The organism is Psychrobacillus sp. FSL K6-4615, assembly GCF_038008225.1.
Classification (GTDB): domain Bacteria; phylum Bacillota; class Bacilli; order Bacillales_A; family Planococcaceae; genus Psychrobacillus; species Psychrobacillus psychrotolerans.
On sequence record NZ_JBBOYQ010000001.1, the window covers coordinates 2,903,737 to 2,930,411 of the forward strand.

Genomic DNA, 26,675 nt, shown 5'->3' on the forward strand with positions numbered 1-26,675 from the left:
TTAACAACACCTCCGTACAAGAAATGATTCGGTTACTATCCAGAGACTATATCAAACATGTGAAATACGGAATCTAGGCAATCAGTTAGGAAATGGCTAAGTGAACAGGATTTAGGTAGACTTTCAAACAAGGACTGAATTGTAGTGAATTATCAGAGTAGTTTCTAACACAGGGGCGCAACAAAAGAAACAACATAAACGGTTATTCAACTCCCATGAAAATTTAAATCTTCGATTTAGAGAAAAAGGCAATACGAAATCTGACGCAGCTCAATAATTTTTTAAAAAAGTGCGGCGCCTAAATGTGAATTAAATTGTGGGTTGAACTAGGAGGCATTTGGTTCAGTGATTGTCACGTTGTAACCTAAGTTTTCAAGTCTTCGAACAGAATATCGTACAATCGATTGTTCTTTTTGTTTGTCAAAATAATCTTCCCCTAAGTCTACGTACATTTCTTTGCGAGTTAGGAGATAATAGCTGATTCTTAAAATGGCATGGGCCACTGATATACCTGCACGCTTTTTACCCTTTCTTGATGCAGTACGCCTATACAAGGCTCCCAAGTAGGTTTTGGATCCTCTAACAGAATGCGCTGCTTCAATTAACGCCGATTTCAAGTACTTGTTTCCTTTTTTCATGTTGGTTGATTTCCTCTTGCCCGCACTTTCATTATGTCCAGGTACTAATCCTGCCCAGGAACATAAGTGCGCTGAACTGGGAAATTGCTTCTCCACATCTGTACCGACTTCGGCTAAGATTTGTTCAGCCATTCGAGTGGCGATGCCAGGAATGGAATCCAATCGTTCTATATCTTCTTGATGGGAGGATAACCTAGTAGCCACCTCTTCGTTTAATAGCTCAATCTGCTCAGTTAGAAATTCTATATGGACCAGAATGGTTCTTAACATGAGACGTTGATGTGGATTGATATACCCTCGAAGAGCTAGTTCTAGTTCACTCTTTTTCTTCTTCATTGATCGGCGGGCAAAGCTGGCTAATTTCTCAGGATCATTTTCGCCATCGGCGATAGCACGAAGCATATCAAGCGACGAAACACCCATGATGTCGGAGACAACGGAACCGAGTTTGATATTCGCTCCTTCTAAAACCTTTTGAATCCGATTATGTTGTCTCGCACGCTCTTCAATAATACTTCGACGGTATCGAACCAACTCTCGTAATTCCCGCTGATTTCGGTCTGGAATAAAACTTGCTTTAAGTAGACCATGACGAAGAAGTTTGGCAATCCATTCGGCATCCTTTACATCGGTCTTGCGACCTGGTACTGCCTTCATATGTTGAGCGTTCACTACTAAAAACTCAATGCTCTCGGCTTCTAGCAAGTTAACAATAGGCTTCCAAAATACACCTGTACTTTCCATTGCTACGTGAGTACAACCATGCTCCTTAATCCAGTCAATTAACTGTAATAGAAATACAGTTTTAGTGGAAAACGTTTGAATCTCCTTTCTTTTAGGCGTAATAATACAAGCAGTAATGGAATCCTTATGGACATCCATCCCACAAGCACGTTCAATGATTACTTCCATGGTAATCATCCTTTCTACGGCAAATAGTATTGGAGGCTGGTGCAATAACCAGAGTAGGATTAATCTCCCATGAGTGCTTCCCGTAAGGGAGCGACAGTCTGTGATGCACCGTGGTCGTTGGAGTCAGACTAACGGATGGGCTCTATGGCACCATAGTTCATCGACCTTCCTCTCCCAGCCGTAGTATCCTATACCCAGGTTTTCACATTTTCATTCTCTGTGGTGTAGCGCTGATTTTGCGCTACATGGATGGCTAACGGGTGCTTTACTTCAAGAAGGAGTAAAGCCTTTTTTCTAATTGAACTAAAGCGGCAGTTTAGTTGAATAAGGCGTGTGTTAAAATAAAGAAAAACACTAGGGAATGATTTGAGTGACACGGTTAAAAATTGGTGATGTTTTTGAGATAGTTACATCAAATGGAATAGGGTTATTTCAATATGTTCATAAAGACGAAACCATTGGAGAGTTAATTCGTATATTACCCTGCTTATTTAAGGAGGGTTATGTTATAGAAGATGAAATAGTGAAAGAGAAGGAATTATATCTTATTCATTTCCCTTTAGGAGCTGCATTAAATCAAAAGTTAGTAACTAAAAAAGGTAGTTATCCCATTCCACAAAATTTTAAATTACCTAAAAAATTTAGAAGTGAACATACGGTAAATGGTGAATTTATTTGTTGGCATCTCATTGATTATGATACTTGGAACAGAGAAAAAGTCGAAAGAATGACTGAGGAACAAAAGCAACTATCACCTTGGGGAACTTGGAATGACACCTTACTTAAACAGAGATTAGCTGAAGGATGGACATTAGATAGATGGTTTTAGTTTATTCAACTAACGGGTGCTTTACTTCAAGATGGAGTAAAGCTTTTTTCTTATTGAATTAACGAAGCGGGTTAGTTGAAGAAGAAAATCCTTTAAAAAGATTGTAGGTTTCAAGAGTTCGAATATACTGTAAATAAAGGAGAGATAAATATGATTTGGTTAATAGTTCTTATTATTCTTTTTGTTATTATCACCTTTGCTTTATTAGTTGACAGAAGAAATAATAAAATTAGTAACAATAATCAGAATCCGATTAATTCAAATGCAAAACCAGGAGAAAGTTCCAACATCTATTTGATGGGAGATAATAGACATAAAAGTGGAGAATAACTCGCAAAATTTACCGTGTTTGTGAAGTAATGTACCTTAACTTTAGTTAAACAAGGCCATCTTAAGGGGGGAAATAGTGACTAAAAGGCAATTTAAATCGTGGTTCTCATTTATGTTTGTAATAATAATCGTGCTAATTGCAAAAAGTTTATGGAAGAACGAAGAGGTTTATTGGGGCGAAATTGTTACTGTAATTATAGCTGGTCTTGTAGGAGGAATAATAGGGATAGCTGGGATATTAATAATAAAGATTTTTAAGAAGTTATTGGAAAAACAGGGACTTTAGCAGAACAGAAATATTAGGAGCTAGTCGTAAGTGTTATACAACTAACAGGTGCTTTAGTAAAAAAGGACAGCAATATAAAATGTACTTGAGATACATATCCCAACTCATTTTTAAGTACATTTTAAATCACCCTTTATCTTTTAACATAACCTACAAAAAAAGAGTTGCCGAAGCAACTCTTTGATCTTAAACTACAGCAAGGCAATTATTATATTGTCAAACTCCAGTCAGCTTCTTTCTTTTAGCTGTTCCAGTAATCGACGAACCTTTTCCTTCTGATTAGTTGTTTCTTCCACAAGAGGTTCGATTTCATACTTATCTTCTATTGATGAAATGTTCACTATGTCCCCTTGTTTTAGTTTAACTTTTATATCAGAACAGAGAATTTGAAGGATTTCTGTTTCATTTGGAGTTTTTAAAAAGACTGCATAATCTCCTTCAAAACGATCGAGCGTATATTTATTCGAATTCACTCACAATCTCTCCTTTGTTATTTAATAATATAGCTGCATCCCCATCATTTCTCCACATTTGCGTAGTAGTCCATTTCAAATAGCCAGCTCCCTCTTTTGCTTTGGGTCCACTTGTGACGTATATTGTTTTCCCTGCTTGCAAGCTAATGTTCGGAAACTTAAATGTTTGATTACCATCTACGGAAACTAAATGCCATTCTTCTAAATTAACAGCTGACTCACCGGAGTTGGTAATTCCTACTATTTCGCCTCTAAGGTCTTTACTAGAAATATTAATACCTATGGCTTCCGTATTAGCAATTTCAGTTGGCCCAACATTACCATTTGTTATTACGTTATAATCTACTCCATCTGTTTCCACTACTATATTACCAACTATTGCTGTGGCATATAATTGTGAACTTATCCGCTCCAGTCTTGACTTCACCTCTGCATTTGGATGACCATAGGAATTATCTTTTCCATAACTTAAAATGGTAACCTCTGGATTTACTGCTTCTATAAAATCTTGCGAGCTACTAGTGTCCGAACCATGATGTCCTGCTTTCAAAACGGTTGCTTTAACATTCGTCTCTTCTAGTATGTCTTTCTCTACCCTGATATCTGCATCTCCCATCAATAAAAAGGAAGTTTCTCCGTAAGATAATTTTAATACTATAGATGCTTCATTATTATCAGCTGATTTGTCTCCCATATGTATGACAGAGATATCTAACTCCTCATCTAGAGGAATCGTATCGCCAGTTTTTGGCACGATGAATGGTATATTTTTGTCTAATATAAGCTGTAACATTTCCTTATACGTTTGAGAAGTATGTGTTTTTCCAGAGTCCACGAAATTTTTTATAGATATAGAATTCAACACGGAATGTAAGCCTCCGATATGATCGGCATCTGGATGAGTTGCCACAACATAATCGAGCTTCTCAACCCCGTGTTTTCGTAGATAATTTACTACATCCTTTCCAGCTTCTTTTGTCCCCCCATCTACTAACAAATTTTTTCCGTTTGGCGATTGTACTAATATTGAATCCCCTTGCCCTACATTTATAAAATGAACCTTCATTTTGTCTCCAGGTTCCACTGGCACTTGTGATGCTTGTATTGTTTTATCTGGTTGCTGATTTAATGTACAGCCACTTAGCAAAACAGCTATACATATACTTACTAAAAATGTGATCTTTCTCATATAAAACCTTCCTTTTCGTACTTTGCATGATTCTACCATAGGACACTAAGATTCATATATTAAAGATTCCCTTGACAGTTGATAGCTATTCGCATAGAATAACTGTTTGTGAAAACTAACGTGGTTCGAGAACCTCCCACGGAAAAAAACTAAGGAGAAATGAATAATGAAAACAAAGACTATAGCAGTAACTGGTGTTATTGCCGCTCTTTATGTCGCGGTATCTCTACTAGTGGCTCCTTTTGCATTTGGTGCAGTACAGTTTCGTATTGCGGAGATGTTCAATCACTTAATCGTATTTAATAAAAAATACTTTTTTGGTATTGTATTAGGAGTATTTATAACAAATATGTTCTCTCCAATGGCCGCTTATGACCTAACATTTGGAGTAGCACATTCCATCATTACGTTATCGCTAACGATTTTGGCGACTAAATATGTAAAAGGAAACATAGCACGCATGGTTATTAATACAGTGCTCTTTACATTTACCATGTGTATTATCGCATTTGAACTAATGCTTGCGCTAGATTTCCCATTCTTCTATACATGGTTAACCGTTGCAGCTGGTGAGTTCACCGTATTAGCTGTCGGTATCCCAATTATTATCGCTTTAGATAAACGATTGAATTTTAAGACGCTAATCTAAATAACTTCACCCGATTCTAGAAAACTAGAACCGGGTGTTTTTTATTTTTCTATTAATCCTTTTTCCACTAAAAAGTCGTGGGCTACATCTTCGGGTTTATCTCCATCAATGTCAACTCTCGCATTCATCTTCAACATATCCTCTTCGGATATTTTACCCGCTAACTCGTTTAGTACATCCTCAAGCTCTGGAAACTTTTCTAAAGCATCCATACGTACGACTGGAGCTGCATCATATTTAGGGAAGAATCCCAAATCATCCGTTGTCGTTTGCAAGTCAAATCGTTCGATACGTCCATCAGTCGTAAAGGCAGGTATAACATCGACGTCTCCGTTTTTCAATGCTTCATACATAACATTAGGATCTAGACTTTGCGTTTCAGAAAATACAAATGGATATGTATTTATTAAATCATCAAAGCCGTCTCCTTTTCTTTCATAAAATGCATGAGGGGCCCCAAATACCATACCACCAGTTTTAGAAGCTTCTACCAATTCTGAGTAAGTTTCTGCATTGTACTCATTATCTTTTGTATAAGCTAGTGTATACGTATTTTCAAATCCAAGTGGACTTAACCAAGTAGCCTCAAACTTTTCCTCATAGCCTTTCCTTACTTTTTCTAATACACTATCTGAGCTTTCTCCTACTTCAGATTCTTCTTTTAAAACATCCTTTAAGCCTGTGCCAGTGTACTCAACATAAAGATCAATATCACCTTTTTCCAAAGCGGGAGTCATAATTGCTACTTCTCCTAGACCTTCCTTATATTCCACATCAATATCTGTTTTTTCCTCAATATATTGGCCTAAAATTTGTGGGAGTATAAATTGTTCCGTCCACGGCTTCCCACTAATTACTAATGCTTCATCTGAATTCGAACAAGCACTTAAAAGCATCACTCCTGCAATTCCTACTAATCCTATGATCTTTTTCATCTCTTCATCCTCCAGTTTTCATTCCTTTTGGTGTAGCTTTTTTCTCAATCCATTTCAATAGCAGATCAAACAGAATTGCTAGTAATGCAACTGGTAATGCCCCTGCTAATACGAGCGAATTATTGTATGATTGCAATCCACGGTAAATTACGTCTCCCAACCCACCTGCTCCAACAAATGTTGCCAAGGTAGCAATACCTACAGTTAGAACTGTAGCCGTTCGAATACCCGCCATTATAAATGGCAAAGCAAGCGGAAATTCAATTTGCCAGAGCAACTGACCTTTCGTCATGCCCATTCCTCTTCCAGCTTCAATCATAGATTCGTCGATATTTGAAATCCCGGTATATGTATTACGTAAAATAGGTAAAAGTGCATAAATTATTAAGGCTATTAAAGCTGTTTTAGCACCAATTCCTATTAATGGAACGAGGAAGCCAAAAAGCGCTAAGCTAGGTATTGTCTGAAAGATCGCGGTGATTCCTATAACTGGCTCTGCTATTCTACGATACCTTGCAACTAATATTCCTAAAGGTAAGGCAATGGCAATACCAACGGCTAAAGCTACAAATGATAAGTAAATATGCTGCATAAACGCCTCTTGTATTAAATCTGAACGACTTTGAACCGTCTCTATAAAGGTACTCACTTATACCACCTCTTCCTTCGCTAATATTGCACGAAGTAGGATAGATTGATTTACAAAGCCCAGCACCTTGTTGTTACCCTTCACTAGAAGGCCATGTGTAGTTCCGTTTTCTAGTAAGGCAATAGCCTCTTCTATTAACATAGCTGCATCGACCTCTATATATGGAGCTTCCCATTCGCCGTCAAAAAAGGAGGAAAAGTCCTTTAGCTCCCTTTTTCCAACAGATTTTTTCCGATTAATTCTTTCGATTCCGATATAGTTTTTCACAAAATCATTAATAGGGTTTTCTATTAACTCTGTAGGTGTCCCAATCTGCTCAATCATGCCATCTTTCATGACTATAACCATATCTGCAATTTTCAGTGCTTCATCAATATCATGTGTAACAAAGACAATTGTTTTCTTTATCTTTTCTTGTAAATACTTTATCTCATTTTGCAATTGTTCCCGGCTAATCGGATCCAGCGCACTAAATGGTTCATCCATTAATATAATATCTGGATTCGCAGCTAGTGCACGCACAACACCAATTCGTTGTTGCTGACCACCACTTAACTCAAGTGGGTATTTTCGTAAAAACTGTTCGGGTTTAAGTCCTACCATATTCATTAATTCGAAAATACGGGTTGCCGTTTTTTCCTTTGGCCAGCCCTTCAAGTTTGGGACTAGTGCAGCATTTTTTTCAATAGTCATATGAGGAAATAAGCCAATGCGCTGAATTACATATCCAATTGTTTTCCTTAGTTCAACAGGATCGATAGCAGAAATTGCCTTGTCGCCTACGTAAATTTCTCCAGTCGTAGGAGTTTCTAAACGATTAATAAGTTTTAAAAGGGTTGTTTTACCACAACCACTCGGTCCTATGATGACCACTAATTGCTCCTTTGGAATTGTTAAAGAGACCCCTTGCAAAGCTTTCGTTCCGTCTGGAAACACCTTCGTAATATTCTCGAAACGAATCAAATTGTATGCCCCCTTATCTATACTATATTTACTAACCTCTATGTATACCCTGAAAAGTTTAAGATAAAGCATTCGATTGCTCTATTTATGACTTTTATTTGAAATCTGTTTTAATGAATCTACTACATAGTTCAGATAGCTTTATAAGTAAGTTTTTACTCACTGTTAAACTGAATTTACTTGGCTCATCGCTCGTTTACTCACTAAGCGGATACTATTCCTAGAAGCATTTTTTTACTCTCAACTATTAATGCAGCCATATAAAAAAACCGCCTCCCTTTTAGGAAACGGTTTACTCTATTTTTATTCTTTTACAAATTCGATTGTGCTTCGAACTGTATCGATTGGACGAACTAGTCCTTCAATTTGTTCGCGCTGTGGTTCTAGGAATGGAGGTAATGACAATTTTTCCCCAAGTGTTTCATATGATTCGTCCCCCATAAATCCTGGACCATCTGTGGCAAATTCAAACAGAATGCCGTTTGCAACTCTTGAATACAAGGATTGAAAAAAGAATCGATCAACAAATCCAGATGTTTTGAAGCCAAAGCTTTCCATCCGTTGTGTCCATTCATCTAATACTGCTCGATCTTCCACTCGGAAGGCTGCATGATGAACAGTTCCGAAACCTTGACGACCTGGAGGAAGTATGACGTTTTTTTCTATAATAACCTGTGCACCATTACCACCCTCACCTACTTCAAATAAGTGGAATGACCCGTTTTGCCCAATCTCTTTAAATAATAATACCTTTTCAAGCACTTCTTTCATGTAGTCAAATTCAGCAATGCGTATAGTAATCGGTCCTAGACCAGTTATAGCAAATTCTAGTGGGATGGGACCTTTTTGCCATGGTGTGCCTGCTGCTACACCATTATTGTTTTCATCTGATACTAGTTGATATTGTTGGTCATCAAAATCTACAAATGATAACACCTGAGTTCCGAATTGCTCTTGTATGCCAGTATGTTTTACATCTAGGCGGTCAAAACGTTTTACCCAGTAATCTAACGCAGCATCAGTAGGCACGCGGAAGCCAGTACGATATATTTCGTTCGTACCGTGTGTCCCTTTAGGTATGTTTGGAAAATCGAAGAACGTCATATCCGTTCCTGCCCCACCAACATCATCTGCAAAAAACAAATGATAAGTTTGAATATCATCTTGGTTGACTGTTTTCTTAACGAGTCTCATGCCTAATACATAAGTGAAAAATCTATAGTTTTCTTCTGCACTACTTGTAATAGCAGTAACATGGTGTATTCCTTTTAAGTGATTCATCTATATTCCTCCAATAATTTATCTTTAATTTAAGTATCTCTAATTCAAAGTAATTTTATCATGGATATTAAAACCTGTCAATAATGCTATCCTTCCACAGATTTATAAAATAAAACCTCTCATAGAGTTAATTTTTCTTCCAATAAAAAAACTGTCCCATAGTGGAGACAGTTTTAGCTTGTTCATCAAACTTCTATATGTGTTCCAATGTTTTTTTCTTTGGCTTTTATATAGGCGCCTTTAGCTACAGCCAAATCAAAATAGGCCGCTCCTACAGATTTGAATATAGTAATTTCATCTTCCTCTTCTCGACCATTTACTTGTCGTGCAACAAGCTGTCCTATTTCTCCGTGCACATCATTAAATGACCACTCCCCAATACTCTCAGCATGTATCAGTTCACCAGCTTCATCCTTCACTCCTGCCAAATCATCCACAACTACTTTAGAAGCACGTTTTATAGTTGTTACATCTAGCTCCAACATATGTGGTAAATAAGAACCTACACCATTAATATGTGTGCCTGGTTGTAAGTCATTCCCATTAAATACAGGTTCGACTGAACGAGTTGCACAGCAAATGATATGTGCCTGACGAACTGCTACAGATACGTCTTCTGCTATTTCAAAAGGAACTTCTATACCAAAATCTTTTAACTGCTCTCCAAATTGCTGTGCTTTTTTTGCAGTACGATTAAATAATATAATTCGATCGATATCTCGAACTGCTAGTACGCCTAAAGTTTGTTCAAAAGCCATGGCCCCAGTACCAATAACCGTCAGTACCTTTGCATTTTTTCTAGCTAAATAATTGGTAGCAATAGCACTTAGGGCTCCCGTTCGTAATCGAGTTAAGTAAGAAGCGTTCAACATTGCCACATGCTCCCCATTTTTGGCGTCCGATAATAGAACAACCCCTTGTGTCGTTGGTTTTCCATTAGTTGGATTGTTTGGATAGATAGTTACTACTTTAACAGCAGTTACTTCCTCTACTAAATCCGCACTCGGCATGTAAAGGGCTGATGCCTCATGTTGTGGAAATTCGATTACAGTCCGATGCGGGTTTGAAATTTTCTCAGCTACTTTCGCCTTCAACACTTCTTCTACATCTTTTATTGCTTCATTCATATTATATGTACGCATAATTTGTTGTTCATTCACTATTAACATTATGTGACCCTCCAATGATGAAAAACTCGTCTTTTCACTCACGTGCAAAGACGAGTTTTGTTATTAGACTTTGCTTAATTCTTTTTCAACTTTAATACTTTTGCTACCTGGTTTTATTAACGGACTTTCCTCATCTAAGTTTTCCTGACTGCGGTCTTTTACTGCCCAAATAGCAATTAAAGAGATTACTGCCGTGAACATGATATATACTGCAACTGGCACATAAGAACCGTTAAACTGTAACATCAGGCTCGCCGCTACCAATGGGGCAGTTCCTCCAGCTAAAGCCGCTCCAATTTGGTACCCTAATGTAACTCCAGTATAACGAACCTTCGCGTTAAATATTTCAGAGAACATAGTACCAAGTACCGCTGTAATTGGAGCCCAAATAATACCTAGACCGATTACAGTTGCCACAACTAGTAAAACAACTGATTGTTGTTGTAGCATCCAGAAATATGGGAAAGCAAATAATAGCATCCCAATTGTACCAGCTACATACACTTTTTTACGACCGATTCTATCGGATAAGCTACCCATAATAGGAATCAATATAGTTGTAATAATCGTCGCTACCATTACGGTGTTCAAAGTCGTCGTTCTAGAAAAACCTAGTTCCGTAGTTGCATAGGAAACAACAAATGTTCCAAATATATAAAATGGTGCCGTTTCTACTACCTTCGCACCAATTGCTATTAATACTTCACGCCAGTGATACCTTAATGTATCTACAATTGGTAATTTAGGAATATCTCCAGTTTCTTGTACTTTTTTAAATGAAGGCGTTTCGTCAATTCCCTTACGAATCCACAATCCGAAAATTACTAGTAAAGCACTTAATAAGAATGGTATACGCCAACCCCAAGTCATGAAGGACTCTTCCGGTAGTAGAGTCATTATAGATAAGGCAACTGTACCCATTACCATCCCAATCGTTACACCCATTTGGGGGATGGATCCGTAAAGACCTCTTTTTTCTTTTGGCGCGTATTCAACCGCTAATAATAGGGCTCCTCCCCATTCTCCACCAATACCTAGCCCTTGGACTAAACGTAAAGTGATTAACAAAATTGGTGCCCAAATTCCAATCGCCTGATAGGTTGGAAGTAACCCCATTCCAAAAGTAGCGACGCCCATCAGTGATAGTGTAACTACTAGAGTTTTTTTACGCCCAATTCTATCTCCAATATGACTGAAGATAATCCCTCCGAATGGGCGAATGAAGAATGATAGAGCAAATGATGCATAAGCAAGTATTAGTCCAACTGATGGATCTTCTGTAACAAAAAATATTTGATTAAATACAAGTGCTGCAACTGTACCATACAAGAAATAATCGAACCATTCAATCGAGCTTCCTACTAAACTTGCAATCCAGACTTTCCTCATTTTCTTTGGATCCATCGCACATTTCCCCTTTAATAATTGAAGTGACACTTTAATTCTCCCGTTTTTAACATTCTAAATAGTTTTAAATTTTCTGTCAACATTATTTTTAATATAATAATTGGAAGAATATCAAAAAGGTAAGGTATGATGTATATATACATCATAGTTAAGGAGAATAATAGATGTCTTCTCATTCAATTGGTAAGATTTTAAAGGAATTACGAAAAGAACGAAAACTAACCTTAAAGGATTTAGCAGAACAAACCAATGTCTCCATCAGTTTCCTATCTCAGGTGGAGCGAGGAAAATCGAGCGTTACACTCGAATCCCTAAAAAAAATAGCAGACGCATTAACAGTGAATCCAACCGTATTTTTCCCAGATAGCACACACGCAGAAGAACTAGAAGAAATAAGACAGCAATTCTATTACAAGGATTTATCCTGTGATATGAAAGAAGCATCCTATGCCCCTATACTAGTAACTCTCCAGCCAGGTGAAAATGAAGGAAATGCCTTTTCTCACGGAGGTCATGAATTTTTATTTGTTCTAGAAGGCACATTAACTGTTGTCGTAAATGAGTCAAAAAGGGAATTACAGGAACAACAATCCATAATGTTCGATGCGAATATGCCTCATTACTGGTATAACTATTCAGACAAGACTATCCGGTTTTTGGTAGTTTCTTCTAAATAATAGACAACAGAAAAGAGCCCATATCATAATATGATTGGTCTCTTTTTTCATTGATATTTAATGGAATATCTAGGTGTGTCCACTTTCCTAAGAAACAATGCTACATGACTTCTTTAAGGTGGTTTGTATTCCAAGTTATAAGGGAAAAGAACTAGAAAAGAGAATTAGTAGGGGGAAGAAAGATGGTTAGAAAGAAGAAGAAGCCATGGAGTAAACGAAAAAGAATAGTGGTCGGTTCTCTATGTGCGTTTGCGGTAGTTTATATAGCAGTCATGCTGTGGCATACATATAAACCCTTACCAGAGGGAGTTTCTTTTAAAGGGGACATACATAATACAGATTCAGTTGAGATGATTACTGATTTAACCTATGCACAGGACCAAAAAGGGACTGGCATGGTACACGAAAATCATATATTTGAAGAAGTTTATAACATGATTGAGGAAGCAGAAGATTTTGTCGTAGTGGATTTTTTCCTGGTTGATGGCTATTACGATGAAAAGGAAGACTTCCCTAAGATTGCAGATACATTGTCTTCAACATTAGCCCAAAAAAAGATAGACCATCCAGATATGCCTATCGTATTTATCACCGATCCTCTAAACAAGGGCTACGGGTCCTTTGAAAGTAAGTGGTTTAAGAAAATGCGAGAAGCTGGTGTAGAAATAGTTTATACCGATTTAGATCCTTTGCGCGATTCTACCCCCGTCTATTCGGGTATTTATCGTACCTTTTTCCAGTGGTTTGACTTTGGAGGCGAGGGCTGGATTGCGAATGCGATGGCAAGTGAAGCCCCTAAGATGACAGTTGCTTCCTATTTGACTTTGCTTAATGTGAAAGCAAACCATCGGAAGGCAGTAGTTACGGAAAAAGAAGCAATGGTAACGTCTTCTAACCCGCATGATGCGAGTGGGTTTCATGGTAATATTGCACTGAAAGTTACCGGTCCCATCTTAAATGATATTTTAAAATCAGAAGAAGCCGTTTCCTTGTTTTCCGGTGGTCCTAAACTGCCTCGTGTAGATACAAAAGAATCCAACGGACAATATCAGGTGCAGTATTTAACAGAGAAAAAGATTCTCGATGCTTTACTCGAAGACTTAGCAGCAACCAAAAAAGGCGATAAAATTTGGCTCGGGATGTTTTTTGTTGCTAAGCGAGATATCGTAAATGCACTAATAGATGCCGCAAATCGAGGTGTAGAAGTTAATATGATTCTCGATCCAAACGAAAATTCATTTGGCCAGGAAAAATCTGGTCTTCCAAATCGTCCGGTAGTACAGGAAATGGTTGAAGATACAAAAGGTAAACTGAATATACGATGGTATAATACGGTGATTGGTCAATACCATACAAAAGCAATTTGGATTCAATCGGACGAGCATACGATTATTTCTAGTGGTTCTTCTAATTACACGGAAAGAACGCTAGATGATTATAATCTTGAAAATAATTTAAAAGTAGTAGCACCAAATGATAGTGAATTAGTAATCCAAATGGAAACTTATTTTGAACGACTTTGGAATAACGAAGACGCTATGTACACAGTAGAATTGGAAGAGTTCCAAGACGGATTTACTTGGTGGCAAAGATGGATTTATACATTGCAAAAGTTTACGAAAGTAACTACCTATTAACAAGATGATTTCTACCAAATATCAACATAATAAAAACGCTGAATCAAATCAGCGTTTTTTATTATTCCATTACTCACTTCGCTTAACTATAGTATCACCACGACTTATTTTAAGTCACTACAATATGTTTTATATGCAAAGGCAGCTCAACTATCTTCTCTCTCAAAAACTGTGGATACAGATTAATAAGTTTAAGTTCATTCAGCGTTTTCCAATAATATGTATGTATTTTTCCTTCTTCATCTACTACAAATTCATTATTTTTTAGGAGTTTTTCATCTTCTAACTCCAGCAAATAAAAGAAGCAAATTTCATGAAATTGTTCATTAAGTGTTTCCTCTTTGAAAAAATTTTCATTTACCCAAAGCATTCGCTTTACAGTGACTTCCACGCCTAGCTCTTCTTTTATTTCACGCTTGACTGCATCTTCGCTTTTTTCGTTCATTTTAATACGTCCACCTGGGACATAATAGTATGGCTGACCTTGGTCTTGCATGATTAGCAGCTTGTTATCATGCACTATCAATCCCCCCACACGATAATTAAATCTACCTTCTGCCGTTTTAAAAGATATATCCATAATATCCCCTCTATTCTGGTTGAACGTTTTGTCGAAACCAATATATCTATACCATCCGGTTTTAAACTGCCCTAGTAGTCATACATTGCCGTAAAAGTTACCACTGAATGTGCGGTATTAGATTAATAAAATAAAACCTTTGAAATTAACAGCAACATAATAATTGATGAAATCGATTTGATCCAAATAATCTTTTTACTAATGCCTGCTCTACTTTCCAAGTAATTTATATAAGAAAATGTAAGAATAAATCCAAAGAAAGGTAATAGGTAACTAGAACTAAATTCAACACTTTCATAATATTTTATGATAGTTACTATTAAAAGAACCAGACCTAATGCACCTGCATAAGCATAAAAATACAAAGCGAACTTATTGGTCTCTTCCAAATTCTCACCTCCTAGCGATGTGTCTCTTCTCGTCTATCTTATTTAAGTTCTATTGTGAAATCAATGTCGATACTTTCAAGCCCATAAGCTTTTATATTATCTGAAAATATAAGTCGCTAGTTCTTCAAATTCTTCTTGAGAAAGTTTTTCATCATTGGGATATTGAACTGATACTCCACTAAATACCCCCGTAAGTTCATAGGTAGAAATGATAGATTGTTTAAAAGGGAGAGTGTTAAATTCACTGTACAGTTTAGGTATTTGCAAATTTAATGGGCTAATAAAGGGCATCCACCCTTTTGTTGAGTCAACAAATAAAACAGGCATCTGCATACTGTCAAAACGAGATATATAATCACTTCCAGATACAGTGTTAAAATGTTCATTACTAACCATTAGAAAATTATACTTTGTTTTCAATTCGTCATTTGTGAGTACTTCCTCCACCTCTAAAGATTCATAAATGACATTTGAATACTTAAATTGTTCTATATTGTCGCCAATAACTCCAATACGAATCTTATCCTCTGATATTAACTGTTGTTCTGCGCACCCTACTAAAACGATTAAACATATCATAACGAAAATTAATCTTACTTTTATATTTATAAATATCTCTCCTTTTAGCGAACACATGGATAAGTCATTTTAAGGAACTCATAACAACCTCCATTTGTTGTCTGCATAAATGTCTGCACTTCCTTAAATCCAACTTTTTTATATACTTTTATAGCTCGTTGATTAAAGGTTGCTACCGATAATGTAATATAGTCAGGATTATACGTAAATTTAGCAAAATCTAGGCCTGCTCTTAGGAACTCCACTCCTCTTCCATTTCCAGTTAAATTTGGTTTCAGCCCTAAACCTATATCAATCGTTCCTTTATCTACTCTATTAAAACTAAAGTAACCAATAATATCTTGACCATTCATGACAGCAAATGTAGACTCCTTACGTTGATTTGGATTTAAGAATTCAACACGGTCCTCTTCATCTGCATCCATATCATAAAAAGAGTATTCATCATTATAATGCCAATTACTAGCTATATCTTCAGCTTGCGTCTGTGTCATTTTCTTTAATATATACAAGATTTCAATCCCTTCTATAATGCTTTCTACTCTTAAATTCTCCCGATTAGCAATTAATTCCTCTTTTATAAATAATATTTCTCAAGCGAAGGAGTGCACACATAGCCCATAAAATCACCACTTTAGACCTTAAAGCTCTTACCATAGCTCATAATCGATAAAAACTATCCTAGAACAAAAAAATCACCTGGATTACTGTTTATTTACAGTAATCCAAGTGTTTTCGTTCATTAAGGCATATACTTTTCTTCGACTCTCACTACTTCATCATCTTTAACCGTTACATTATAAGGACCTTTAACACCTAATAAATAAGTGATAAATTCCTTTTCATCAACCGCTCTTGGCTCCAATGGATTTTCTTGATTTACTAAAAACAGTTCTGCATCATCAGCTAGTTTTATGCTTACTTCTTCCATGTTTTCGTTATAAATTGCAAATCCATTAACAGCAAATGACGTAGGTAGATCTTTCTCTACATCTAATCCCAATTCCTTAATCCTATCCGTATCCGATTCATCAATCCATTCAACCTCATCCAAAGTGAGAAGCTTTGTAGAAAGCTCATAATTCATAATATTAACGAGTTTTTCACCTGCAGACATTGATTCTTTTGGTGTTGCTTCTTTTGGTGTTTCCTTTTCTGCGCATGCGCTCAATACAATCACGGTTAACATGACTAGAATAGCCATGCTCGTCTTTTTTAATAACTTCATGCTGTAAATTCTCCCCTTTATATATAGGACACTTTTACCATAAAAAAAGTTTCAGTCCATTTAAACAATTAAGCGAACGATGTAGAAGGAATTGGTCACTGCTAGACCATTCGTTGTACTATTTTCATTAAATATTTTAGTAACTTCCTCTAAATCTTCTTCCTTTAGCTTGTCATAAACTGAAGCCTGCTGACCAAAGCAGCGTAATTTTAATACGTCTAAAGGTGAAAGAAGATATTCTGTACTTACTATATAGTCAATTTTAGAAGTGGTGTACTTATTATTCGCTAATTGTAATTCTATTTTATCTAAGAAAGGCGTACCCAAGGATTGTTCAAATAACTTTGGGAATATTTGAGGCAGTTCTTTGCCGAAGTCGTCTCCAGGATGAAGTCCCAGAATGATTCCTCCCTTTTGAACTATTTCAGCAAGGGAGGAATATGCCGAGGTAGGTCCCTTTCGTATGTAAGCACATTCAAACTCCTCTTTTTTGAAAGGCATCCCATGTTTTGTATTTCCAGCTAGGAAAGATAGATTCGACTTCTCATTTACATTCGCGATTTCCAAGAAGTTTTCGGTAACATCAAAACCTACAATCTGCCTTGCAAATGAACTACAATACTTAGTAAACTCGCCATGCCCACAACCAGCATCCAAAACCTTTTTGTTTTTGATCAACCTCATCACTTCTTCATCAAAAACAGACTCTCCATTTGGTATGGTTATTGTAGAATTCCAATTGTACTTATAAACACGTTGCAATGCTGACAGTTGTTCATACCACTCTATGGAATGTGGTGTTACCCAGTCTGAAAAGATGGTCGGATTATTTAACATATACACTCTCTCCTTACTTGCTCCGGTTCCTAAACAAAAGCCATAGACAGTAAAATACACCAAACGCTACAAATTCCAGTGATAATACATACCACGGATAAGGACCTAGGAAATCCAATAAACTCCCACCCTTTGGCTTTTCCTGTAAAAACATATAATTGCCATCTACTATAAAATTTATAGCGAATAAGAAAGGTAGCAATATATTCAAAATAACCATCGTCTGGATAAGCCCTTTAAAAGTTGGTCGGTAACCTCTCACCCATGTGAAATAAAGGGCAGTTAAAATAATTCCAAAATGTGTATAGAAGAAATGAAAGAACCTGAAGTGAGGAAAATTTATATCTAATACCGGGGTGACAACTGCCTGAATAGCTCCTCCAATTCCAGCAAAAAATACAAACGGATAGAACTTCTTGTTACCAGTCCAAAGTAAAACCATTGTAACGATTAAACTAATGCTGCATAGCTCAAGGGGCAATGAGTTTCCCCAATCCCACCTTCCTGTTTGAACAAGCCACATATAATAACAACCATCCATAATAAATAAAGTCAGAGCGAAAAAACGTTCCCTTAATTGGATTTTCTGTTGTTGATGAGACCACTTGTTTCTAGTAAAAAATAACAGCAAGATTAATATAAATAATGTAATAGCGGAAGTTAAATGTACTCCAGAAAACATTTTAAAGGCATATTCCAATCTTTTCCCTCCCTATCTACTCTATTAATATTCGGCTTAGTCTTTTGAATTTCCTCTATAAAAAACTACTCGTGTAATTCCCCGAGCAGCCTTCATCATTTGAATTTTATTTTGACGTTATTACATCCAGTCGATTTTGCTTGATAGAGCTCCTCTTCTGCTATTACAAGCATTTCTGCCATATCCTTAAATTGCCTCACTACACCATGTACGCCACCCACACTACTAGTAATGTGAAAAGAATGCTGCTCACAACAAAACTTTAAGTTTAGGTTTTCAATAGCCTCCCTCATATTATTCATCAAGGGACCTAATGTATCTCGACTAATATCCATAAAAAAACAAACAAATTTTTCTTCACTAAGACGTCCTATTTCTCCTTGTCGTCCATTCAAAAATACTTTTATACACTCTGAAATTTGTTGTAAACAATGTTCTCCTTCTTTACGACCATGAAAATCAATATAACGTTTGAAATGATCAATTTCCAAAATACAAAAGACAACTTGGTAATCTTCTATTCCTTCTTGAGTTAAATCAGGTATGCACTTTAACAATTGTAGACGATTTGACAGCTGACCCACTTCATCGTCTAATATAGAAATGAATTTACTAGCTTTCAATAGCTTATATCACTCCTTTTGACTCTCTTTTTCTTTCACTCATTTTAAACAAAAACACCTAGCTCTTAAAACAGACTATGCTGTAAAGAACTAGGTATCCCATTTTAGTGTTTCATCTAATTACGGAAACTTTATATCTAACTTACTTTAACTGTTTTTCAGTAATATCACCAAGAAGTGGAAGCTTGTAGTATTTCCCATTGTAAGCCTGGTACATTAAGAAAACTACCAGTGCAAGGACAAGTAAAGGCAACCAGATACTCAGCATCCAACCGATTATTGGGATAAAAGGCAAGACCATACTTATTATAATAAGAGCTACCCCTAAAAATACGGACTGCAATGCATGAAAACGAATGAAGCGATTTTCCTTCTCTACAAATAGAAAGATAAGTCCGACGATGAAAAAATAACAAAGCATTCCAGCAATATTTTCATCTAAACCAATTGCATTATTTTTATTTACTCCTATTTCTGTTTCCTTTTGTTTAGGAGAAGCAGCTTCTTCTTTACTGTTATTTTCCTGTTCGTTCATACATATCACCTCCTTGTTTTGATCAAGAGTTAAAACGATGAAGTCTATAATATGGTTGGTGATTTAGAAATACCACATTTATGAAAGAACTGGCTCCATCCTTTCATCATATGAAAATGTTCATTATTCAGCTACATAATCGGAACAACGTAAAAAAAAGATCCTCTTATTTTACATAAAGAGAATCTTTTTCCTTAGCTATACTTTAATTCGAAATGCTTTTACAATAATCCCGTCATTTGCTGGTTCAAAATCATATTGTGGTAAGCGTTCAAAGCCTAGGTGCGTATATAATGTTATGGCATTTTCCATAAAATCTGCAGTATGCAGTCCCATCTCTGTAAAACCTTTTTCTTTTGTGCGCTTCATACATTCATGGATAAGTGCTGTTGCTACACCCTTACCTCTAGCTTGTCGAGAGATAGCTAGCATACGTAACTCTGGATAATTGAGCACTTCGTCCAGTAAACCTTCATAAATTTGTTTATCAGGTGCAAACAAAGCAACACTTCCTGCAATTTCTCCATCAATTTCTGCCACGATTCGTTCAATACCAGGTTTGGAATCTGCATCCGATAGAATAGATTGTTGAAGTGCATTCCAGTGGGCCTCCGGTATTTTAGGTGCATGCTCTTCATATGCATGTAATCTCATTTCACGTATATGAACTAACTCTTCTTCTTTCGCATTACGAATAATCATTTTTTTCATCTCCTTATTGAATAAGAAATTTCTCTTCCTTACCACTTAAAGCCTCACGGTCATGCTTTGAGTTGAAGATAGACGTATCCGGACCTTTTGGTAATATATTATTTGGTCCTTTTTGATCGTCACTAGCAATATGGTTTGATAAATGATAATGTATTTTAATCGCTTCAAAATCTGTTGTATCACCAAATCCAGGTGTTTGGTATAAATCACGTAAGTAACCCCATAAATTCGGAAAATCAACAATGCGGTTTCGATTTGTTTTGAAAGCCGCATAGTACGCAACATCGAAGCGTACAAGTGTCGCATATAGGCGAACATCTGAGTCTGTAATATAATCCCCAAACAAGAAACGTTGCGTAGAAAGACGATTTTCTAGTTCGTCCAAACGGGCAAATAACACGTCGTATGCCTCTTCATATGCTTCCTGGGAACGTGCAAAGCCACATTTATACACTCCATTATTCACTTCATGGAAAATGATATCGCTTAATGCATCAATCTCTTCTCGTAAATGCTCTGGATATAACTCAGGTGCATTTTCTTTGTGGAACGGCTTCCAAGCTGTCTCTAAATGATTGGTTAATCGGAAATAGTCATTATTCACAGCTTTTTTTTCTGCTATATCGACAATGACCGGAACAGTGGGTCTGCCTTCATATGTCGCATCTGCTTGTAAATATACTTCACTTATATATTTAATACCTAAAACGGGGTCAACGCCATTCTTATCTAAGGAAAACTCCCAATCTACCCAATCAATATTCGGACGCATTGGACTTGCAGTTCCTAAGCTAATAACATCTTCTAACCCAAGTACACTTCTCACAATGACAGAGCGATGTGCCCATGGACAAACAGCTGCCCATAGTAGACGATACTTTCCTGCTTCTACTGGAAGTTCCCCAGCTTCACTTCCAAAAGTTGTTGAGAATCGATTTTTTTGACGAATAAATTTACCCTTTTCATCCACTTCAGTTGGACCTTGTTTCTTAGTCTCTTCCATGTCTCATCATCCTTTTCTATTAAACATAGTATTTCACTTGGTTTAGTTAAGTGTATGGATTTATTATCTTGAAGTCAAGGTAATAAATTTTAAAATAGATACCATTGTATCCAAACGGATTATTTAATTCTCAAAGTCTCATCTGTGTTATGAACATCCTAGCATCATAGCATTCTAGCTATGATGGCTGTTTTGGAAAAACAGCTTTTTTTGCTTTTATCGACTACTAGTGGACAATCCATGAATGGGTCGGATAGTTTATACAATACCAAATTTTAGGAATAGACTATAAGAAAGAAAACAATGATAAGGAGGTCATATATTTGGCATATAGAAGAAATGGAAATCCCCGTTTTTGTGTGTTCCCTGGTTATAATTGGTGTGGACCCGGTTGTAGTGGACCTGGTGCTCCTATAAATGATGTGGATGCGGCTTGTAAAGCACACGATGAATGCTATAGAAGAGGAAATAATCGATGTGAATGTGATCGTGAGTTTCTCCGTCGGCTACAGCCTAAAGTAAATAATCACACACCAAAGGGAAGACATGCCCGAACGCTCTATAATTATATGAAATTGCAAACAGCTTTTACTTGTAGAAACTCTAGATACTAAAAAACTAAATCCAAATACTTGTAAAATATATTTCATCCTAAAATCGTTACTTAGCAATACGTTTGTTTAGAAAGGATAAGTTTGTTATCATTTCTACAGGTAGTTATTGAAGGAGCGCTTATAGATGAATAAAGAACAAGTAGAACAGTTTCAACAGATGAAAAAGAAAATGACTCGAATGATGCTGTTGTATAAGTTTGCATTGAGTGAGCTTGAAACAAAAATTGAAATTCTTCGAGAAGAATTTTTAATGATCCATGATTATAATCCAATTGAACATACGAATTCCAGATTGAAATCTCCAGAAGGTATATTAAAAAAACTTAATCGCAAGGGTAAAAGTATTTCAGTAGAAAGCATCCGTGAAAATGTGAAAGACATTGCAGGAATGCGTATTACTTGTTCTTTCATCTCTGATATATATCGAGTTTTTGGTATGTTGGAAAAACAAAGTGATATAAAGGTATTAGAAGTAAAAGATTATATTAAAAACCCAAAAAGTAATGGCTATAAAAGTTTACATGTTTTATTGGAAACACCTGTTTTTATGTCCGATGGTAAAGAAATTGTAACCGTCGAAGTGCAAATACGAACTATTGCGATGGATTTTTGGGCAAGCCTTGAACATAAAATCTTTTATAAATATGATCAGTCGGTACCGGAACAGTTATTAATCGAGTTAAAAGAAGCAGCCGATTCAGCATTTGCATTAGATCAGAAAATGGAACGACTGCATAATGAAGTAAAAGTAATCAAAAAAGAAAACAAAGTAACCGAAGTAGATGAATTGACTAAGTTAATAAGTAATTCAAATCAACAAATAACAATCGCCCCTGCTTTCTTAGAAATGTTGGAGAAAAGTAAGTAATGCGATAGTTGATAGCCATTACTAAGAACTAAGAGTAAGAATAATTCAATAAGAGTTGCAATGACTATTTGTCGTTGCAGCTTTTTGCGTTAATTGGACATCTCTCTAGACTAACTATCCATATCCCCTGCTCCTTTTTTCATAAACTAAACAGATATATAAAATAAAGTAGGAGGAGTTATTAAATTGAGCAAATCAAATGAGAACTTTTCAAATTCTCATCATCACAATAAAAGACCTAATATTCTTTTTATCATTGTAGATGAAGAGAGATTTCCGACTGTTTATGAAACTGAAGCAATAAAAGAGTGGCGAGTGAAAAATTTAAAAACGCAAGAGCTGTTACGCAAAAATGGAATGACATTTTCAAATCATTATATTGGGAGTACCGCTTGTTCACCAAGTAGAGCAACGCTTTTTACTGGCCAGTATCCGTCACTTCATGGAGTGACACAAACGACTGGTGTTGCAAAAGGTGCATTTGATCCCGATGTATTTTGGTTAGATCATAGCACAGTGCCTACTTTAGGGGAATACTTTCGCACAGCGGGATATCAAACGTACTGGAAAGGAAAATGGCATCTATCGGATGAGGATATTCTAATACCTGGTACGCATGACGCATTACCGAGCTACAATACAAAAACTGGTGTACCTAACAGTGCGCAAGAGCAAATTTATGAAAAAGCCAATAGATTAAGTGATTATGGCTTTGATGGTTGGATAGGTCCTGAACCTCATGGATCAAATCCGCGAAATTCTGCATCTTCGGCAGGTGTCGGAGTAAGTGGAAGAGATGAAGTTTACGCTAAAGAGGTAGTAGATTTAATACATTCACTCGAAAAAAATGCAAAATCACCTAACGATCAACCTTGGTTAATCGTATCCTCATTCGTGAACCCACATGATATTACCCTGCTTGGTCTATTCACACGATTCAATCCCTCCTATAATTTTGAGATTGATCCGACTCTTCCTTTCGTTCCACCAGCACCTACAGCAAATGAAAACCTACTTACCAAACCTTCTGTTCAGTTAAGTTATCGTGATATCTACCAACAAGCCCTTCAGCCCACATTCGATTCGCTACTTTATAGACAACTCTACTATTCTCTACAAAAGAAGGTAGATGATGAAATGTACAAAGTATTTCAAGCCCTTCAATCATCCATCTTTTATGAAGACACAATAATAATTTTCACAGCAGATCATGGAAGCTTAGTAGGAGCACATGGTGGACTATTTCAAAAGTGGCATAATGCTTATGAAGAATCCTTACATGTTCCTTTAATAATTCATAGCCCAAAATTTTCAGTCCCTAGAGAAACGGACATAATCACAAGCCATCTAGACATTATCCCTACACTTTTAGGTCTTGCCAATATTAATGCAGTCGATGCTCAAAAAGAACTTAAGAAAAGCCATAGCGAGGTGCACCCATTGGTTGGACGAGATTTCTCCCCGTTAATAAATGGAAAAACCAATTTCCCTCGGGCAAACGAGCCTATATACTTTATGACGGACGATGAAGTGACAAAAGGATTAAATCAGTTTACTGTAACCGGAAAACCATATGAATCAGTTATTCAGCCAAACCATCTAGAAACCATTATTTTGAAATTGCCTACTGGCAAAGAAAAAACCGATGAGGTCTGGAAGCTTACCCGTTATTTTGACAATCCACAGTTTTGGAGCAATCCCGGTGTAGAAGATAAAGTGACAAGTCAGGAGGATTCCACTCCAGTTACAGATACGAAGGAAGTAGCTATTTGTATAACTACCACGAAACAAACTCCAGTCGACGATGAATATGAATTATATAATGTCACTAGAGATCCAACGGAAGAATGTAATCTTGCATTTCATTTGAATGAAACTCCCGAATCCAAACTAATTCAAAAAGTATTAATAAGTATTCTCCAAGAACAATCCAAGCAAAAAAGATTATCTCCGACAAGTGGCACGGTTCCAGGTATGCCAACTTGTGAGAGCTAGGGAGATCTCATTAAATCACTTATACTTAGTATAAAAAGGTGCCGCCTAAGTCATTTTCCGTTAATTGGTTCGACACCTTTTATATTATTATTTCTTCCGACAGTTGTTCTCTTATTGCCAAAGTCTCACAGCTACATTGGTATGTTCATAGCGTTTAATAATAATACATACTTTTTGATACCATTCATTACAAAGTGTATTTACTTCTGTGTATTCTTCCGAATCGATTTCAAAGGATTGGTCATCTGCAATAAATGGATATTCTAAAATAGGATTGATCAAATCATCCACCACTATTCTCAAACATAATGCTTCTATAGATTCAACGTCATCCTCATCTTCTTCTTCATCTTCCTCGTCAACATCTTCTTCCATTTCGGCTTGATCATGCAATAGTGTACTGCCTAACAAACCTTTCCGCGGATATAAGTTTATAACCTCTCCCTCTTCTACTAAGCCAACCTCTAATACTTTAGAAAAGGAAATAGGATCTATACTAAAATCTTCTTCTATGGAATCTCTTTGAAGTATATAAAGAAAGTTTCCTACATCATCTATTAACATGACATTTAACAAATTGTTCGAGATCAGAGACTGTGTATGGGGAATTTCTGCAAGTTGTTCCTCTAATCTCCTTCTACTTTCAGCGTTTCTTCTATTTATAAAAAGTTTCCATTCTATAACTCCCCAAAAGAATAATCCCAATGAAATGACCAGATACAATCCAATTGCATTTGTACTTTCTAGTGAAAGTGATAATGCGAAATAAATAAAGAATAATAGAAATATAACTAGTATTTTCAATCTCATTCCACCTTTAGAATTCTGTTATAAGAGATTCTATTCGTGAAACTATGTCCTTATACTTAAGTCTTTGAAATTGTCTACTTCCAATCACCGAAATAGACGAAAATAAATTACCAACTTCAATCATTTAGCATATAATATATTATTTCATTAAAGCGGAGGTGTTTATGCTGATTCATACTGTTCAACAAGGGGAAACACTGAGTCAAATAGCTCGAGACTATCGTACACCCCTATCCAACATCATTAGCGCTAACCCATCTATAAACCCAAATATACTTTATATAGGTCAATCCATTGTGATACCAGGTTTTCCAGATCCTAACTCACTGCCATATCAGATCGAGGTTTCCATAAACAATCGGCGACTACGGTTGTTTAAAGATGGGCTTTTACAAAAAGAGTATCCTATTGCGGTAGGAAGAATGTTATTCAATACACCTGTTGGAGATTTTATCATTATAAACAAAGCACCTAATCCGGGAGGACCTTTCGGCACCATGTGGATGAGTTTATCGAAAGAACATTATGGGATTCACGGTACTAACGATCCCAGTTCGATTGGCAGAGCAGTATCACGTGGTTGTATCCGTATGAACAATAAAGATGTAGAAGAATTAGCACGTATAATTCCGATCGGTACTCCCGTTTCAATAAGGCCATAAGACAAACTGGTTAAAGAGACGCCAGGTCCTCTAAAAAAGAAACGTTGGTAAGTATGCAGTTGATTTCCGCTCCGAGCGGACGCTTTCCGTGGGCACGGCTTCAGCCGCTTCCTTCGCTTACGCTCAGTCCAGGGTCTTCAGCTCGTGCTGTTCCCACTGGAGTCGCCGCTCTGCGCTCCAATCAACTAGATCCACTTTATATAAATGAAGATAAAACCACATAAATACAGGTGTATTATCCTAAAATAATTAATGATAAAATAGACTCAAAAAAAAGAAAATATACTCCTTCTTTCATTATTAAATAGTATTCGTTATCGGGCAGACGGTTTTATCCCTCCTTTAACTTTGACTAATCTTATCTCTAAGTTAGAGGCTTTGCTTAATCCCAGCAAGCGTCCATCTGAAGCAAAAATCAGCTGTGTTATTCTTCAAGTCCCGCAATCTCAGTGTTCACCAGACATTTTTAAGTACTTTATTCAAAATAAAAAGAGATTACCATTAAGTCTTGAAAATA

The 26,675-nt window shown here is 36.4% G+C and carries 31 protein-coding genes and 1 riboswitch; of the genes, 10 read left to right on the forward strand and 21 right to left on the reverse strand.

From position 1 onward, the window contains the following. Window positions 1–326: 326 nt before the first annotated feature. Entirely contained in the window at window positions 327–1,550 is a 1,224-nt protein-coding gene (locus MKX53_RS14585; protein WP_340912155.1) for an IS110 family transposase, read from the reverse strand. 370 nt (window positions 1,551–1,920) lie between these two features. On the opposite strand from MKX53_RS14585, the gene MKX53_RS14590 reads away from it, so the two are divergent. From MKX53_RS14590 to MKX53_RS14600, 3 genes are all read left to right on the forward strand, one after another. Beyond that, the gene (locus MKX53_RS14590) at window positions 1,921–2,379 is read left to right on the forward strand and encodes a hypothetical protein (protein WP_340763412.1); all 459 of its coding nucleotides are present in this window, start codon (window positions 1,921–1,923) and stop codon (window positions 2,377–2,379) included. Between the two features lie 150 nt (window positions 2,380–2,529). Continuing rightward, window positions 2,530–2,709, forward strand: a complete 180-nt coding sequence (locus tag MKX53_RS14595; RefSeq protein WP_340763414.1) for a hypothetical protein — start codon at window positions 2,530–2,532, stop codon at window positions 2,707–2,709. 76 nt (window positions 2,710–2,785) lie between these two features. Continuing rightward, entirely contained in the window at window positions 2,786–2,995 is a 210-nt protein-coding gene (locus MKX53_RS14600) for a hypothetical protein (protein ID WP_340763415.1), read from the forward strand. 227 nt (window positions 2,996–3,222) lie between these two features. Here the strand turns inward: MKX53_RS14600 and MKX53_RS14605 are convergent, their stop codons facing one another. Both MKX53_RS14605 and MKX53_RS14610 read right to left on the reverse strand, forming a co-directional pair. Then, the gene (locus MKX53_RS14605; RefSeq protein WP_093538112.1) at window positions 3,223–3,468 is read right to left on the reverse strand and encodes a DUF3006 domain-containing protein; all 246 of its coding nucleotides are present in this window, start codon (window positions 3,466–3,468) and stop codon (window positions 3,223–3,225) included. After that, window positions 3,455–4,657: an MBL fold metallo-hydrolase gene (locus MKX53_RS14610; protein ID WP_340912157.1), complete on the reverse strand. Its 1,203-nt coding sequence runs from the start codon at window positions 4,655–4,657 to the stop codon at window positions 3,455–3,457. The genes MKX53_RS14605 and MKX53_RS14610 overlap by 14 nt, the downstream gene beginning before the upstream one ends. A 114-nt stretch (window positions 4,658–4,771) precedes the next feature. Further along, window positions 4,772–4,816: riboswitch (PreQ1 riboswitch) on the forward strand. A gap of 7 nt (window positions 4,817–4,823) precedes the next feature. On the opposite strand from MKX53_RS14610, the gene MKX53_RS14615 reads away from it, so the two are divergent. After that, window positions 4,824–5,306, forward strand: coding sequence for a QueT transporter family protein (locus MKX53_RS14615; protein WP_090568286.1), 483 nt, complete (start codon window positions 4,824–4,826; stop codon window positions 5,304–5,306). Window positions 5,307–5,347: 41 nt separating this feature from the next. Here the strand turns inward: MKX53_RS14615 and MKX53_RS14620 are convergent, their stop codons facing one another. From MKX53_RS14620 to MKX53_RS14645, 6 genes are all read right to left on the reverse strand, one after another. Further along, the gene (locus MKX53_RS14620) at window positions 5,348–6,241 is read right to left on the reverse strand and encodes a glycine betaine ABC transporter substrate-binding protein (RefSeq protein ID WP_340763420.1); all 894 of its coding nucleotides are present in this window, start codon (window positions 6,239–6,241) and stop codon (window positions 5,348–5,350) included. 4 nt (window positions 6,242–6,245) lie between these two features. Then, the gene (locus MKX53_RS14625; RefSeq protein WP_411747102.1) at window positions 6,246–6,833 is read right to left on the reverse strand and encodes an ABC transporter permease; all 588 of its coding nucleotides are present in this window, start codon (window positions 6,831–6,833) and stop codon (window positions 6,246–6,248) included. A gap of 57 nt (window positions 6,834–6,890) precedes the next feature. Next, window positions 6,891–7,853 (reverse strand): ABC transporter ATP-binding protein, encoded by a 963-nt coding sequence (locus MKX53_RS14630; RefSeq protein ID WP_340912160.1) that lies wholly within the window; start codon window positions 7,851–7,853, stop codon window positions 6,891–6,893. Between the two features lie 303 nt (window positions 7,854–8,156). After that, window positions 8,157–9,134 (reverse strand): ring-cleaving dioxygenase, encoded by a 978-nt coding sequence (locus MKX53_RS14635; RefSeq protein ID WP_340912163.1) that lies wholly within the window; start codon window positions 9,132–9,134, stop codon window positions 8,157–8,159. A gap of 185 nt (window positions 9,135–9,319) precedes the next feature. After that, a complete protein-coding gene (locus MKX53_RS14640; RefSeq protein WP_340912164.1) occupies window positions 9,320–10,303 on the reverse strand; it encodes an ornithine cyclodeaminase family protein in 984 nt (327 codons plus the stop codon). Between the two features lie 63 nt (window positions 10,304–10,366). After that, window positions 10,367–11,707, reverse strand: a complete 1,341-nt coding sequence (locus MKX53_RS14645; protein WP_093538105.1) for an MFS transporter — start codon at window positions 11,705–11,707, stop codon at window positions 10,367–10,369. Window positions 11,708–11,874: 167 nt separating this feature from the next. Between MKX53_RS14645 and MKX53_RS14650 the strand changes: the two genes are divergently transcribed. Together MKX53_RS14650 and MKX53_RS14655 are read left to right on the forward strand one after the other, a co-directional pair. Then, window positions 11,875–12,387 carry a helix-turn-helix domain-containing protein gene (locus tag MKX53_RS14650; protein WP_340770155.1) on the forward strand — a complete coding sequence of 171 codons (513 nt, stop codon included), beginning with the start codon at window positions 11,875–11,877 and terminating at the stop codon, window positions 12,385–12,387. A 182-nt stretch (window positions 12,388–12,569) separates the two neighbouring features. Further along, entirely contained in the window at window positions 12,570–14,024 is a 1,455-nt protein-coding gene (locus tag MKX53_RS14655) for a phospholipase D family protein (RefSeq protein ID WP_340912168.1), read from the forward strand. Between the two features lie 109 nt (window positions 14,025–14,133). Here the strand turns inward: MKX53_RS14655 and MKX53_RS14660 are convergent, their stop codons facing one another. The 11 genes from MKX53_RS14660 to MKX53_RS14710 form a co-directional block, all read right to left on the reverse strand. Next, window positions 14,134–14,604 carry an NUDIX hydrolase gene (locus MKX53_RS14660; RefSeq protein WP_340912171.1) on the reverse strand — a complete coding sequence of 157 codons (471 nt, stop codon included), beginning with the start codon at window positions 14,602–14,604 and terminating at the stop codon, window positions 14,134–14,136. A 122-nt stretch (window positions 14,605–14,726) separates the two neighbouring features. Then, window positions 14,727–14,993 (reverse strand): hypothetical protein, encoded by a 267-nt coding sequence (locus MKX53_RS14665; protein WP_340912172.1) that lies wholly within the window; start codon window positions 14,991–14,993, stop codon window positions 14,727–14,729. 96 nt (window positions 14,994–15,089) lie between these two features. Beyond that, window positions 15,090–15,572, reverse strand: coding sequence for a hypothetical protein (locus MKX53_RS14670; protein WP_340912174.1), 483 nt, complete (start codon window positions 15,570–15,572; stop codon window positions 15,090–15,092). Window positions 15,573–15,616: 44 nt separating this feature from the next. Continuing rightward, a complete protein-coding gene (locus MKX53_RS14675; RefSeq protein WP_445678284.1) occupies window positions 15,617–16,066 on the reverse strand; it encodes a GNAT family N-acetyltransferase in 450 nt (149 codons plus the stop codon). A gap of 248 nt (window positions 16,067–16,314) precedes the next feature. Next, window positions 16,315–16,800, reverse strand: coding sequence for a hypothetical protein (locus tag MKX53_RS14680; RefSeq protein WP_093538099.1), 486 nt, complete (start codon window positions 16,798–16,800; stop codon window positions 16,315–16,317). Between the two features lie 60 nt (window positions 16,801–16,860). After that, window positions 16,861–17,637 carry a methyltransferase domain-containing protein gene (locus MKX53_RS14685; RefSeq protein ID WP_340912177.1) on the reverse strand — a complete coding sequence of 259 codons (777 nt, stop codon included), beginning with the start codon at window positions 17,635–17,637 and terminating at the stop codon, window positions 16,861–16,863. Between the two features lie 13 nt (window positions 17,638–17,650). Beyond that, window positions 17,651–18,337, reverse strand: coding sequence for a YwaF family protein (locus MKX53_RS14690; RefSeq protein ID WP_340912179.1), 687 nt, complete (start codon window positions 18,335–18,337; stop codon window positions 17,651–17,653). Window positions 18,338–18,432: 95 nt separating this feature from the next. Continuing rightward, complete coding sequence (locus MKX53_RS14695; protein ID WP_340912180.1) at window positions 18,433–18,960, reverse strand: GGDEF domain-containing protein; 528 nt, start codon at window positions 18,958–18,960, stop codon at window positions 18,433–18,435. A gap of 142 nt (window positions 18,961–19,102) precedes the next feature. Next, the gene (locus MKX53_RS14700; RefSeq protein ID WP_340912183.1) at window positions 19,103–19,495 is read right to left on the reverse strand and encodes a DUF4870 domain-containing protein; all 393 of its coding nucleotides are present in this window, start codon (window positions 19,493–19,495) and stop codon (window positions 19,103–19,105) included. Window positions 19,496–19,693: 198 nt separating this feature from the next. Next, window positions 19,694–20,197, reverse strand: a complete 504-nt coding sequence (locus MKX53_RS14705) for a GNAT family N-acetyltransferase (RefSeq protein WP_340770171.1) — start codon at window positions 20,195–20,197, stop codon at window positions 19,694–19,696. 13 nt (window positions 20,198–20,210) lie between these two features. Beyond that, window positions 20,211–21,209 (reverse strand): glutathione S-transferase family protein, encoded by a 999-nt coding sequence (locus MKX53_RS14710; protein ID WP_340912185.1) that lies wholly within the window; start codon window positions 21,207–21,209, stop codon window positions 20,211–20,213. A 359-nt stretch (window positions 21,210–21,568) separates the two neighbouring features. Here MKX53_RS14710 and MKX53_RS14715 point away from each other — a divergent pair, with 359 nt between their 5' ends. From MKX53_RS14715 to MKX53_RS14725, 3 genes are all read left to right on the forward strand, one after another. Next, window positions 21,569–21,823, forward strand: a complete 255-nt coding sequence (locus tag MKX53_RS14715) for a phospholipase (RefSeq protein ID WP_340764545.1) — start codon at window positions 21,569–21,571, stop codon at window positions 21,821–21,823. 124 nt (window positions 21,824–21,947) lie between these two features. Beyond that, window positions 21,948–22,691 carry a GTP pyrophosphokinase gene (locus tag MKX53_RS14720; RefSeq protein ID WP_340912186.1) on the forward strand — a complete coding sequence of 248 codons (744 nt, stop codon included), beginning with the start codon at window positions 21,948–21,950 and terminating at the stop codon, window positions 22,689–22,691. 186 nt (window positions 22,692–22,877) lie between these two features. Further along, the gene (locus MKX53_RS14725; RefSeq protein WP_340912187.1) at window positions 22,878–24,686 is read left to right on the forward strand and encodes a sulfatase-like hydrolase/transferase; all 1,809 of its coding nucleotides are present in this window, start codon (window positions 22,878–22,880) and stop codon (window positions 24,684–24,686) included. Between the two features lie 111 nt (window positions 24,687–24,797). On the opposite strand, the gene MKX53_RS14730 is transcribed toward MKX53_RS14725, so the two are convergent. Next, window positions 24,798–25,490, reverse strand: a complete 693-nt coding sequence (locus MKX53_RS14730) for a hypothetical protein (protein WP_340912189.1) — start codon at window positions 25,488–25,490, stop codon at window positions 24,798–24,800. Between the two features lie 173 nt (window positions 25,491–25,663). On the opposite strand from MKX53_RS14730, the gene MKX53_RS14735 reads away from it, so the two are divergent. After that, window positions 25,664–26,158 carry a L,D-transpeptidase family protein gene (locus MKX53_RS14735; protein ID WP_093538197.1) on the forward strand — a complete coding sequence of 165 codons (495 nt, stop codon included), beginning with the start codon at window positions 25,664–25,666 and terminating at the stop codon, window positions 26,156–26,158. Window positions 26,159–26,675: the final 517 nt, after the last annotated feature.